Annotated in this window: 11 protein-coding genes and 1 pseudogene; 8 read left to right on the top strand and 4 right to left on the bottom strand. The window is 71.7% G+C overall.

Annotated features, from left to right (window positions below):
* Window positions 1-14 precede the first annotated feature (14 nt).
* Both cpaB and ABD361_RS19145 read right to left on the bottom strand, forming a co-directional pair.
* Window positions 15-737: a Flp pilus assembly protein CpaB gene (gene cpaB, locus ABD361_RS19150; protein WP_344436648.1), complete on the bottom strand. Its 723-nt coding sequence runs from the start codon at window positions 735-737 to the stop codon at window positions 15-17.
* Window positions 738-843: 106 nt separating this feature from the next.
* Window positions 844-1,782, bottom strand: a complete 939-nt coding sequence (locus ABD361_RS19145; protein ID WP_344436647.1) for a hypothetical protein — start codon at window positions 1,780-1,782, stop codon at window positions 844-846.
* A 325-nt stretch (window positions 1,783-2,107) separates the two neighbouring features.
* On the opposite strand from ABD361_RS19145, the gene ABD361_RS19140 reads away from it, so the two are divergent.
* Window positions 2,108-3,760, top strand: a complete 1,653-nt coding sequence (locus tag ABD361_RS19140; RefSeq protein ID WP_344436646.1) for a chitinase — start codon at window positions 2,108-2,110, stop codon at window positions 3,758-3,760.
* Window positions 3,761-3,998: 238 nt separating this feature from the next.
* On the opposite strand, the gene ABD361_RS19135 is transcribed toward ABD361_RS19140, so the two are convergent.
* The gene (locus tag ABD361_RS19135) at window positions 3,999-4,835 is read right to left on the bottom strand and encodes a S1 family peptidase (RefSeq protein WP_344436645.1); all 837 of its coding nucleotides are present in this window, start codon (window positions 4,833-4,835) and stop codon (window positions 3,999-4,001) included.
* A 228-nt stretch (window positions 4,836-5,063) separates the two neighbouring features.
* Here ABD361_RS19135 and ABD361_RS19130 point away from each other — a divergent pair, with 228 nt between their 5' ends.
* The 7 genes from ABD361_RS19130 to ABD361_RS19100 all read left to right on the top strand — a co-directional run bounded on the left by ABD361_RS19130 (window position 5,064) and on the right by ABD361_RS19100 (window position 12,317).
* On the top strand, window positions 5,064-6,404 hold the full coding sequence (locus tag ABD361_RS19130) for a M14 family metallopeptidase (protein WP_344436644.1): 1,341 nt from the start codon (window positions 5,064-5,066) through the stop codon (window positions 6,402-6,404).
* A gap of 170 nt (window positions 6,405-6,574) precedes the next feature.
* Window positions 6,575-7,147, top strand: a complete 573-nt coding sequence (locus ABD361_RS19125) for a hypothetical protein (protein ID WP_344436643.1) — start codon at window positions 6,575-6,577, stop codon at window positions 7,145-7,147.
* Between the two features lie 84 nt (window positions 7,148-7,231).
* Window positions 7,232-8,524, top strand: coding sequence for an amino acid deaminase (locus tag ABD361_RS19120; protein ID WP_425583257.1), 1,293 nt, complete (start codon window positions 7,232-7,234; stop codon window positions 8,522-8,524).
* Window positions 8,525-8,604: 80 nt separating this feature from the next.
* A complete protein-coding gene (locus ABD361_RS19115) occupies window positions 8,605-10,206 on the top strand; it encodes an N-acyl-D-amino-acid deacylase family protein (RefSeq protein WP_344436642.1) in 1,602 nt (533 codons plus the stop codon).
* Between the two features lie 84 nt (window positions 10,207-10,290).
* Window positions 10,291-11,499 carry a pyridoxal phosphate-dependent aminotransferase gene (locus ABD361_RS19110; protein WP_344436641.1) on the top strand — a complete coding sequence of 403 codons (1,209 nt, stop codon included), beginning with the start codon at window positions 10,291-10,293 and terminating at the stop codon, window positions 11,497-11,499.
* Window positions 11,500-11,565: 66 nt separating this feature from the next.
* Window positions 11,566-11,961: an SCO4983 family protein gene (locus ABD361_RS19105; protein ID WP_344436640.1), complete on the top strand. Its 396-nt coding sequence runs from the start codon at window positions 11,566-11,568 to the stop codon at window positions 11,959-11,961.
* 188 nt (window positions 11,962-12,149) lie between these two features.
* Window positions 12,150-12,317, top strand: coding sequence for a hypothetical protein (locus ABD361_RS19100; RefSeq protein ID WP_344436639.1), 168 nt, complete (start codon window positions 12,150-12,152; stop codon window positions 12,315-12,317).
* A 113-nt stretch (window positions 12,318-12,430) separates the two neighbouring features.
* Here the strand turns inward: ABD361_RS19100 and ABD361_RS19095 are convergent.
* Window positions 12,431-12,534 (bottom strand): annotated as a pseudogene (locus tag ABD361_RS19095) (IS5/IS1182 family transposase); the annotation flags it as partial.

The raw sequence follows: 12,534 nt of genomic DNA, 5'->3' as shown, positions 1-12,534 counted from the left end.
TGGCCTGCCTCCGTTCACTTGTCCACGTCGAGGGTGTACGTGCGGTCGCCGGGCGGCACGGTCTCCTCGCCGCCGGGGGCGAGGAGCGCGAGTCGTACGTGGGAGGCGAAGGATTCGGCGTAGGCGACGCGCTGTGCGTCCTTGGTGTCGAGGGCGAAGGTGATCGGTACGGCCTCGCCGGGCTGCCGGGTGGTGGCCCCGCCCGAGCGGCTGTCGCCGTCGCGCGCGAGGGGGGTGAGTTTGCCGACGTCGATGACCTGGGCGCCGCTGACGATGACGCGGGAGACGGGTTTGGCGCCCTGGTCCTTGGCGTCGAAGGTGGCGTAGATGTTGACCTTGGCACCGGGGCGGATCTTGCCGGCCACGCCCGTGGCGGCGTCGATCATGATGGCGATCTCCTGCCGGCCGGGGGCGAGCGCCGGGCGGGCGACGAGCATGTCCTCCTGCAGCAGCGAGCCCTTGTGCAGCGGCGTGACCGCGATCCTCCCCCGGACGGCGGCGAGGTCGGTGACGGCGGTGGCGGGCAGCCAGCGCCGGGGCATGGAGATCTTCTCGAACGCGTCGGCGGGCAGGTCGCGGTAGGCGGGTACGTCGGTGCGCAGCCGGTAGGCGGTGGTCTCGGGGCCGACCTTGGCCTCGGCGTCCTGGATCACCGAGAACACCCCGGTGACGGCGCCGAGGGCGCACAGGGCCGACAGGAGCAGCAGGAGGACCCCGCGTCGCTGGCGTGAGTTCATGGGACGACCGACCTCGTTCGGGCCTCGTACGGAACGGCGGTGTACGGCACTGCGGTGTACGGAACGGCGGTGTGCGGGAGCGGGGGCTGCGGCACGGCGGACCGCCTCAGCGGGCGGAGCCCGTCGGGGCCGCGTGGCGCGCCCCGGCCGGCGGGCCGAGGGCCGCGGGGGCGGCCGTAGCGGGAGCGGCCGTGGCGGGAGCGGCGGGGAGCGCGGCGGCGCGTGCGACGGGCGCGGAGCAGAAGCCGCAGCGGTCGCCGATGAGTTCGAGCCCGCACCAGCGGCACTGCTCCCGGCGCACGGAGGCGATGAGCTGGTAGAGCACGGAGGGGTCGGGGATGGCGGCCGCGAACTCGACGGCCCGGTGGGTGCCCCACCAGCGCTGCGATGCGGCGGGCAGCGGGGCGATCTCCTGGACGCCGTGGACCCGCCAGTGGGGGGCGAGGGTGCCGGTGACCCAGTCCTCGTCGCGGCGGGGCCGCCCGCGGGCGACGGTGAGCCGGGTGGGGAAGGCGGGGCCGTCGGGCGGTTGCTCGGCGCCCACCCGCACCAGCTGCCGGCCGGGGTGGACGAGGACGCCGAAGCGGGCGCCGGGGACGAGGGAGGTCAGGTGGGCGCCGAGGGGGACGTCGATGCGGTCGAGCCGGGCGAGGGAGGGCAGTTCGGCGCCGGCGTGGACGTAGTGGGTCAGCAGCCGGGCGGCGGAGGCGAGCACGCCGGGCCCGAGGTCGGACAGGGACAACTGCCGTAACTGGCGGGCCAGGACGGCGACGGCGAGCGGGGGCAGGGCGAGCGGCAGGAGGGCGACGCGGGTGCTCTCCAGCAGTGCGCGCACGGTGTGCAGGCGGCGCACGTGGCCGGCGGGCAGGGAGTCGGGGTACAGGACGACGAGGTGGCCGCACTGCCGGAGCAGCTCGGCGGCCTGGGTGACGGCGGTCTCCAGTGGCTGCGCCTCGGGCGGCTGCAGCACGACGGCGGCCGGTGCGGGCCCCTCGGTCGGGGGGAGCACCAGGTCGGAACTGGTCACCGCTATCGCAATCGGCACGTCGGCTTCCCCGTTCACTCCGGCCGCGGGGGCTCCGGCGGTCGCAGATCGATACTGCCCACTGCTTGCGCCTCCGCACTTTATCCACGATCGGAGCGGCTGAGAACCGTTCTTCGAGGTTTGCCCCACCCGTCGGTGGTCCGGCGTCCGGGCCCTTGACGGGCGGATTGGTCTGAACCATCCTCCACACCATCCCCACGCCTCGGACGGTCGTCACCGCACCCCCCTCACGCCCTCTCACGACCATCCGGCACCTACCTCAACTCCCTTCCCACCGGAGGCAGTAGTGCATCGCATTGGCAGTCACAGACGCCCCACGCGCCGCTTGCGCGGTGCCCTGGCCGCCGCGTCCCTCGCCCTGGCCGGCCTCGGCGCCGCCGGCGCACCGGCCGCGCACGCCGACGCCAACCTCGTCCGCAACCCCGGTTTCGAGTCGGGTCTGTCCGGCTGGTCCTGTACCGACGACAGCGGCACCACCACCGGCTCCCCCGTCCACTCCGGTACGGCCGCGCTGCACGCCGCGCCGTCGGCCTCGGGCAACGCCCGCTGCGCGCAGACGGTGAGCGTGCAGCCCAACTCCTCGTACACGCTCAGCGCCTGGGTGCAGGGCAGTTACGTGTACCTGGGCGCGAGCGGCACCGGGACCACGGACGTCTCCGCCTGGACGCCGGCCGCGACCGACTGGCAGCAGCTGACCACAAGCTTCACGACCGGGCCCACGACCACGTCCGTCACCGTGTACACCCACGGCTGGTACGGGCAGCCGGCCTACACGGCCGACGACGTCGTGCTCACCGGCCCCGGCGGCGGCGACCCGGGGCCGGGCGTCCCCGACGCGCCCGCGGAGCTGGCGGCCGGGGCGGTCACCGCCTCCTCCGTCGCCCTGTCGTGGAACGCCGTCCCCGGCGCGAGCGGCTACACCGTCTACCAGGACGGCGCCAGGGCGCTGTCGGTGACCGGCACCTCCGCCACCGTCACCGGCCTGGCCGCCGCCACCGCGTACCGCTTCCAGGTCACGGCCACCGGCCCCGGCGGCGAGTCGGCGAAGTCGGCCGCGGTCACCGTGACGACCTCCGGCGGCAGCGGCGGCACGCCCGGCGTGCCGAAGCACGCGGTCACCGGCTACTGGCAGAACTTCGACAACGGCGCGACCGTGCAGAGGATCTCCGACGTGCCGGCCGCGTACGACATCATCGCCGTCGCCTTCTCGGACGCCACGACCACCCCCGGCGCGGTCACCTTCGGCCTCGACCCGGCACTGCACTACACCGAGGCGCAGTTCAAGGCCGACATCGCGGCCAAGCAGGCGGCGGGCCGGTCGGTCGTGATCTCGGTGGGCGGCGAGCGCGGCACCGTCTCCGTCAACGACGCCGCGTCGGCGGCGAACTTCGCCGACAGCGTGTACGCGCTGATGCAGAAGTACGGCTTCAACGGTGTCGACATCGACCTGGAGAACGGGCTGAACCCGACCTACATGTCGCAGGCGCTGCGCTCGCTGTCCGCCAAGGCGGGCGGCAAGCTGGTGATCACCATGGCGCCGCAGACGATCGACATGCAGTCGCCGTCCTCCGCGTACTTCCGCACCGCGCTGAACATCAAGGACATCCTGACGGTCGTCAACACGCAGTACTACAACTCCGGCTCGATGAACGGCTGCGACGGCAAGGTCTACGCGCAGGGCTCCGTGGACTTCCTCACCGCGCTGGCCTGCATCCAGCTGGAGGGCGGCCTGGCGCCCTCGCAGGTCGGCCTCGGCGTACCCGCCTCGCCGCGCGGCGCGGGCAGCGGCTACGTGGCGCCCTCGGTGGTCAACAGCGCCCTGGACTGCCTGGCCACGGGGACGGGCTGCGGATCCTTCAAGCCCGCCCGTACGTATCCGGACATCCGCGGTGCGATGACCTGGTCGACGAACTGGGACGCGAGCGCCGGCAACGCGTGGTCCGGCGCGGTGGGCCCACACGTGCACGCACTGCCGTAGGGGGCACCCCGCGCCCCGCAAGGGGCGTACGCCCCTTAGGGGCGCGGGGAACTGCGCGACACGCCACGACGCGCCTGCAGACGGAGCACCGGCCGCGCTCCCCCCGACCCCCGGAGCGGCACATCGACTGCGGGCCGCCGGTGGCCGATCGCGCAGTTCCCCGCGCCCCTACAGGGCGCCGGGGTGCCGGTCCGGCGGCGCGCCGGACCGGCACCGCGATGTCACGGCCTGCGCCGCGTCACGGCCTGGGCAGCGTGCAGCCGGGGAGGTCGAGGTCGACCTTGTTGCCGGCGGCTATGCACTTGGTGATGCCGTACGTCTCCTGGGCGTAGTTGATGCCCTGGCGGACGGTGACGTTGCCGTTCTCGTCGACCTCGCACGGGTTGTTCTCCGTGCAGCGCTCACCGTTCTCGTTGCCGGTGTTGTTGATGGCCACGACCTTGCCGGTCGCCGTGTCGACGACGGGCGAGCCGGAGGTGCCGCCGATGGTGTTGCACGACGGGGTGTAGCGCAGCGAGTCCTTCCAGGTCCAGTCGCCCTCGCGGAGCTCGTGGACGAAGCCGTCGACGTTGCAGGAGTAAATGCGCTTCCAGTAGCCGGAGACGACCTTGATGGAGGTGCCGGTGGCGGGGTGGTCGCCGGAGAGGGCCAGCGCGCTGATGCCGTACCGCTGCTTGATGCTCGCGTACGTGGTGTTCAGCTGGTAGAGGGTGACATCGGTGTCGGTCATCGTGGCGTACGAGACCTTGACGGCGCGCAGCGTGGCAACCTTGCCTGCGGTGGAGTTCAGCAGACTGAAGGTGCGGCTGGAGGGCTGGTCGGTGATGACCTCGCCCGGGCCCGGCATCCCCGTCTCCAGACAGTGGCCGTTGGTCATGACGAGAGCGGGGTCGCCGTCGGCCGAGTTCGGCATGCGCACCAGCGAACCCGAGCAGTTGCTGAGCGCTACGGTGCCGGCGAAGTCGACGGCCTTGGCGGGGGGCTTGGGCGTCTGCGCCGTGGCGGTGCCCGTGCCGGCGACGGTGACACCGGCGAGCAGGAGCGTGCTGAGCGCGCCGACGAGAGGTCGTCTCATGGGGGGTGGTCCTCTCCGTTATGCGGTCCGAACCGAGGTTTGACATGTGCATTGTTGGGGCTGGTGGTACCACCCGGCAATCAACCGGTCTGAAGAGATGGAGAAGTTGGCTTGTTTCCCCCGGGCCGGATGATTGACCTGCGCATGTCACTCCTCGAACACTGGAAAAGGTCCGTACCGGACCGAACCCCCCTCACTCGTCGCACGGACGCCCCTGCAGGAGGCAGCATGCGACCGCACGCCCCCCACTCCCCCACCCGCAGGCGCTACGGCAGATGGGCCGGTGCCGCCACCGCCGCCCTGCTCACCCTCGCCCTGGCCGCCCCCGCGTCGTCCCACTCCGCCAAGGACCCCACGACGCACGCGTACGAGGTCACCGGGCCGCGCACCGCCGCCCAGCGCACCGTGATCGCCCGGACCGGCGTCGCCATCGACGCCGTGCGCGACCGCTCCGTCGTCATCACCGCCGACGCCGCCCAGGCCGAGCGCGTACGGCAGCTGGGCTACTCCGTACGGGAACTGCCCGGCCCGCCCGACCGCAGCGGCGGGCGCACCGCGACCCCGTTCGACTTCCCGCCGGAGGACGCGAAGTACCACAACTACGCCGAGGCCACGGCGGAGATCGACGCGGACGTCGCCGCCCACCCGAACCTCATGAGCAAGCAGGTCATCGGCAAGTCCTACGAGGGCCGGGACATCGTCGCCGTCAAGGTCACCAACAACGCGACCCGCACGACCCCCACCGGCGCGGCCAAGCCCGAGGTGCTCTTCACCCACCACCAGCACGCCCGCGAGCACCTGACCGTCGAGATGGCGCTGTACCTGCTCAAGGAGTTCGGCACCCAGTACGGCAAGGACGCACGGGTGACGAAGATGCTCGACAGCCGCGTGGTGTGGATCGTGCCCGACCTCAACCCCGACGGCGGCGAGTACGACATCGCCACCGGCTCGTACCGCAGCTGGCGCAAGAACCGTCAGCCGAACGCCGGTTCCAACAGCCGTGGCACCGACCTCAACCGCAACTGGGACTACAAGTGGGGCTGCTGCGGCGGCTCCTCCGGCAGCCCCGGCTCGGAGACCTACCGCGGCCGCGCCGCCGAGTCGGCGCCCGAGGTCAAGGTCGTCGCGGACTTCGTGCGCAGCCGGGTCGTCGGCGGCAAGCAGCAGATCAAGGCCGCCATCGACTTCCACACCTACAGCGAGCTGGTGCTGTGGCCGTTCGGCTGGACGTACGACGACACCGCGCCCGGCATGACGCAGGACGACCGTGACGCCTTCGCCACGGTCGGCAAGTCCATGGCCGCGAGCAACGGCTACAAGCCCGAGCAGTCCAGCGACCTGTACATCACCGACGGGTCGATCGACGACTGGCTGTGGGGCACCCAGAAGGTCTTCGCCTACACCTTCGAGATGTACCCGGACGAAAGCGGTGCAGGCGGCGGTTTCTACCCGCCCGACGAGGTCATCGACCGCGAGACGGCGCGCAACCGGGAGGCCGTGCTGCAGCTGCTGGAGAACGCGGACTGCATGTACCGCTCGATCGGCAAGGCGGCGCAGTACTGCAGCTGACGCCCGCGTACGGCAGCGGACGCCCGCCCGGCGCCGGTCCGCGACGACCGGCGCCGGGGACCGCCGTCGGGACCACCATCCCGATTGGATCTTGATGGCCTCCCTGATGTAGAACTCGTCGTCGGTCAATCATGACCACGCAAAATTTCTTCATACGGGGGAAGTTCCTCATGTTCCGCACGCGTTCCGCCCGGCGCGCCATCGGTACCGTTGCACTCATCGCCGCCCTCGGCGGCGGCCTCACCGCCTGCGGGCCCGAGGAGGAGGACAAGGCGGAGGGCACGTCGTCGAGCGCCACCTCCGCCGGCCAGCAGGCGCAGAACCCCAAGGGCGACCACGGCGGCCACGGCGCGAAGGGCGGCGAGGGCGACTGCGGCAAGCCGCCCACGCTGCCGGCCGGCACCAAGATGATCCAGGTCGGCCTGCACCGCGACGCCGGCGCCATCGAGGCCATGGACGCCAAGCCGAAGTGCACGCCCAACGACTGGATCTACCACGGCGAGGGCGACCCCAAGGGCTACAAGATCCCCGCCGACGTCAAGGGCGAACTGGCCCTCAGCGCCGGCCCCGGCCAGTACAAGGCGGTGAGCCGCGAGGAGCTCTCCAAGCACATCGACGGCTGCCTGCGCAACGACTACAACGTTGTCAAGCAGCCCTACGCCTGCTACGGCAACATCTACGAGATCACGCTGAACGACAAGGGCGACACCGTCCTGTCGATGCGCGAGCGCTGGTCCGTCTGACGGACGCCGCGGGGACCTTTCCGGAACATTGCGTACCGTTGACGCACTGCTGACGCACTGCACGTGAGACAATGGGAGGTCCCCTTGGCTGCCATAGCCGCCGACGCCGTAGCCCGCCTCGACGACGAACGGCTGGACCACCGCTTCAAGGGCCTGCCGCCCGACGCCGACGGCACGACGGCCGGCGAGCTGGCCGCCGAACGGCGCTCCCTGTTCACCGGGGGCTTCACCACCCCCGTGCTCACCCTCTCCGCCGAGGCCCTCGACCACAACCTCGCCGTCATGGAGCGCTACGCCGGCGAGCACGACCTCGCCTTCGCCCCGCACGGCAAGACGACCATGGCCCCGCAGCTCTTCGCCCGCCAGCTCGAACGCGGCGCCTGGGGCATCACCGCGGCCACGCCCGCCCAGGCCCGCGTCTACCGCGCCTTCGGCGTCCGCCGCATCTTCCTCGCCAACGAGGTCGTCGACCCCGCCGCCCTGCGCTGGCTGGCCGGCGAGCTCGCCGCCGACCCCGGCTTCCGGCTCGTCACCTACGTCGACTCCCTGCGCGGCGTCGAACTCATGGACGCCGCCCTGACCGGGGCCGGCGCCGCGCGCCCCCTCGACGTCGTCCTCGAACTCGGCTCCGACGGCGCCCGCACCGGCCTGCGCACCGAGGCCGAGTGCGAGGCCGTCGCCGCGGCAGTGGCCGCCACCGGCACCCTGCGCCTGGTCGGCGTCGCCGGCTACGAGGCGGAGATCCCCGACGCGGACGGCGCCGCCGTACGGGCGTGGCTGCACCGCCTCACGGGCCTCGCCGTCGCCCTCGACGAGGCCGGCCGCTTCGCCGGCCTCGACGAGATCGTCGTCAGCGCGGGCGGCAGCTCGTGGTTCGACGCCGTCGCCGAGGTCTTCGCGGAGCTGCCGCAGCTGTCCGCACCGGTGCTCAAGCTGCTGCGCTCCGGTGCGTACGTCACGCACGACGACGGGCAGTACCGGACGAAGACCCCCTTCAACCGCCTCCCCGAACCGGCGGGCGGCGCCCTGCGCCCGGCCCTCCACGTCTGGACCCAGGTCGTCTCCCGCCCCGAACCGGGCCGCGCCTACCTCAACGCGGGCAAGCGCGACGTCTCCTACGACCTCGGCCTGCCCGAGCCCCAGCTCGTCCGCTCGGCCCGCGACGGTTCGGTTCGCCCGGCCGAGGGCCTGACGGTCCTGCGCCTGGCGGACCAGCACGCGTTCGTGGAGGTGGCGCCGGACGCCACGCCCCTGGAGGTCGGCGACTGGGTGGCCCTGGGCATCTCGCACCCGTGCACGGTGTTCGAGAAGTGGCCGATGATTCCGGTGGTGGAAGGCGACGGCACGGTGACGTCGCTGGTGCGCACGTTCTTCTGACGACTCCGCCTTCCGACGAGCCCGCCTTCTGACGACCCCGCCGGGGGTCCGGGGGCGGGGCCGGGGGAAGAACCCCTCCCGTGGACACCGTCATACGCAACGCCCTCGTCGTCGACGGCACCGGCCGCACCGCCCCCTACCCCGCCGACGTCGGCATCAGCCGGGGCCGGATCGCCGAGGTCCATCGCCCCGGCACCGGCCCCCGTCCCTCCGCCCGCCGCATCCTCGACGCCACCGGCCTCGCCCTCGCCCCCGGTTTCATCGACATGCACGCCCACAGCGACCTGGCCCTCCTCACCGACCCCGCCCACGTGGCGAAGGTGGCCCAGGGCGTGACCTTGGAGGTCCTCGGCCAGGACGGCCTGTCGTACGCGCCCGTCGACGCCCGCACCGCCGACGGCATCCGCACCCAGATCGCCGGCTGGAACGGTGCCGCTGCGGACGCCGGCTGGCCGAGCGTCGGTGCCTACCTGGACCACCTGGACCGCGGCATCGCCGTCGACGCCGCCTACCTCCTCCCGCACGGCACTCTGCGCGCCCTCGTCGTGGGCTGGGAGGACCGTCCCCCTTCCCCCGCCGAGCTGGCCCGGATGAAGCACCTGGTGGCCCGCGGCATGGCGCAGGGCGCGATGGGCCTGTCGGCCGGGCTCACGTACGCGCCCGGCATGTACGCCGACGACACGGAGCTTGTCGCGTTGTGCCGTGTCGTGGCGGCGTACGGCGGCTACTACTGCCCGCACCACCGTTCGTACGGTGCCGGCGCGCTCGCTTCGTACGCGCGGACGCTGGCCGTCGCCAGGGAGGCCGGGTGTCCGCTGCACCTGGCGCACGCCGTCATGAACTTCCCCGTCAACGCCGGCCGCGCCCCCGAGCTCCTCGCCCTGATCGACTCGGCCCTCGCAGACGGCGTGGACGTCTCGCTCGACACCTACCCGTACACGCCCGGCTGCACGACGCTGGCCTCCCTCCTGCCCGGCTGGGCGGGCGCCGGCGGCCCGGAGGCGGTGGTGGCGCGGCTGCGCGACGAGGGGGCGGCGGCCCGGATCCGGTACGCCCTGGAGGTGTCGGGGTCGGACGGCTGCCACGGGCTGCCCGTGGACTGGGACACGGTCGAGATCTCGGGCGTGGCGGACGCCCGCCACGCGCGCCACGCGGGCCGGACGGTCGCCGCTGCGGCCCGGGCGGACGGGCAGGAGCCGTGGGCCTTCGTACGGCAGCTGCTGATCGACGACCGCCTGGGCCCGACGATCCTGCACCACGTGGGCAATGAGGGGAACGTCCGTACGATCATGCGGCACCGCGTGCACACCGGCGGCAGCGACGGCATCCTGCACGGCGCCAAGCCGCACCCGCGCGCCTATGGCACGTTTCCGCACTACCTCGGCCACTACGTCCGTGAGCTGGGCGTCCTCTCGCTGCAGGAGTGCGTGGCGCATCTCACGTCCCGTCCGGCGGCCCGGCTGGGGCTGGCGGACCGGGGCCTCGTGCGCGAGGGACACCGCGCGGATCTCGTGCTCTTCGATCCGCGGACCGTGGCCGCCGGCGCCACTTTCGAAGCCCCTCGGACGCTTCCGACCGGCATTCCTTATGTCCTGATTGCCGGACGCTTTGTGATGGAAGACGGCCGCCGGACGGACGTCCTGGCGGGCCGCGCCGTGCGGCGTCCCCGCACCCGGAGCTGACGCCTCCGAGGGCGGGGCGCGTGGGGCGAAAGTCGCAGGAGAAACCGCGGGCGACCCGGGCGGCGGGCCCGTATGGTGGCCGTCATGCAGGTGATCCAGTCAAGCAAGCTCGCCAACGTCTGCTACGAAATCCGTGGCCCGGTGCTCGAGGAGGCCATGCGGCTGGAAGCAGCAGGTCACCGCATCCTCAAGCTGAACACCGGCAACCCGGCGATCTTCGGCTTCGAGTGCCCGCCGGAGATCCTCGAAGACATGCTGCGCAACGTCGGCAGCGCCCACGGGTACGGCGACGCCAAGGGTCTGCTCGCCGCGCGGCGCGCGGTGGTGCAGCACTACGAGACCAAGGGCATCGAGCTGACCGTCGAGGACGTCTACCTCGGCAACGGCGTCTCCGAGCTGATCCAGATGTCGATGCAGGCGCTGCTGGACGACGGCGACGAGGTGCTGGTCCCCGCCCCGGACTACCCGCTGTGGACGGCGTCGGTGTCGCTGGCCGGCGGCAAGGCCGTGCACTACCGCTGCGACGAGCAGGCGGACTGGATGCCGGACCTGGCCGACATCGAGAGCAAGGTGACCGACCGCACCAAGGCGCTGGTCATCATCAACCCCAACAACCCCACGGGCGCGGTCTACGACGAGGAGATGCTGCGCGGGCTGACGGAGATCGCCCGCCGCCACAACCTCATCGTCTGCTCCGACGAGATCTACGACAAGATCCTCTACGACGGCGTCACCCACACGCCGACCGCCGCCCTCGCCCCCGACCTGCTGACGCTGACCTTCAACGGCCTGTCCAAGGCGTACCGGGTCGCCGGCTACCGCAGCGGCTGGATGGCGGTCTGCGGCCCCAAGGCCCACGCCGACAGCTACATCGAGGGCCTGACGATCCTGGCGAACATGCGGCTGTGCGCCAACATGCCCGCCCAGTACGCGGTGGCCACGGCCCTCGGCGGCCGGCAGTCGATCACCGACCTGGTGCTGCCGGGCGGCCGGCTGCTGGAGCAGCGCGACGTCGCGCACGAGCTGCTGACGCAGATCCCGGGCGTGACGTGCGTGAAGCCGAAGGGTGCGCTGTACGCCTTCCCGCGGCTGGACCCCAAGGTCTACAAGATCAAGGACGACCGGCAGATGGTGCTGGACCTGCTGCGGGCCGAGAAGATCATGGTCGTGCACGGAACGGGCTTCAACTGGCCGGAGCCGGACCACTTCCGCCTGGTCACCCTGCCGAACGCCAAGGACCTGGCGGACGCGGTGACCCGGATCGGGAACTTCCTGGACGGCTACGGACAATGATCCGGACGTCAATTTAGACGCTGTCTAAGTTAGGATGGCCTTCAGAGGTAGTTCAGGAGGCCATCCATGTACGAGCCGACCCGCACCAGCCACGCGGTCCGCGCGCACGGGCCCCACCGCAGCCGCGCGGAAGAACTGGACAACCGCCTGGCCGGCCACTTCACCGCCCTGCTCACGGTGACCGACGAGCTGCGGGCCCTGGAGCCGTCACCGGCACTGGACGAGGCGGCGGCGCGCCTGACCGCGGAGATCGAGCGGCTGAGCGACCACCGCCCGCTGCGGGCCGAGCCGACGGCGGGCGTGGCCACGCGGCCGGCGCTGCACCAGCGCGCCCACATGCTGGCGGGCCAGGCCCTGGTCGTCGCCACCCAGCGCGCGGACACCCGCGCCACGACCCTGGCGGCCGCCCGCCTGCACGCCCACGCGGAGGCCCTGGGCATCCGCGTGGGGCACCACCCCTAGGGCGTGTCCGATGGGTCAGCACGGCTCTCACGGCGCGCCGCACTACTGCTGCGTCGGGCCGCCTTTTGAACAACACACCATGTGAAGCTCGGAGGCGTATGGAGCGTCACTGATCGAAGTGCGGTGCACCGTCGCATTTGTGAGACTGGTCGTAACCCGAATTCCTGAGCTCTCTAGGAGGAAACGTCATGGGCGCGAAGGACGAGAGACAGAACGAGGATCAGCAGGCCGCGGAGAAGGCGGAGCAGCAGGATGACCCGTTGCGTAGCCAGTCAGGGGATACCCCGAAGTGGGTAGAGTCGGTCAAAAAAAGCTTTGAGGACACTATCGAAGACCCACCGCAGCGCTCTAGCTGACGAAACGAACGCGACCCGAGGCCGTGGCCCCACGACCAGGTAGTTGGCTGAGGGCGTGCGAAGATCGCCCAAAGTGGCGTCCCTCAGACACGCCCTAGGGTCTGTCCGGCGGGTCAGGAGCGCAGCCAGAGGCGTACGGCTGCAGCGGTCACGGTGCCGTGAAAGACGTACGCCCTCTTGTCATAACGCGTGGCCACGGCCCGGTAGATCTTCAACC

The sequence above is a fragment of the Streptomyces luteosporeus genome (genome assembly GCF_039532865.1).
Taxonomy (GTDB): Bacteria; Actinomycetota; Actinomycetes; order Streptomycetales; family Streptomycetaceae; genus Streptomyces; species Streptomyces luteosporeus.
The sequence above is the reverse complement of the archived record's forward strand: the minus strand, read 5'-3'. Positions and strand labels throughout refer to the sequence as shown.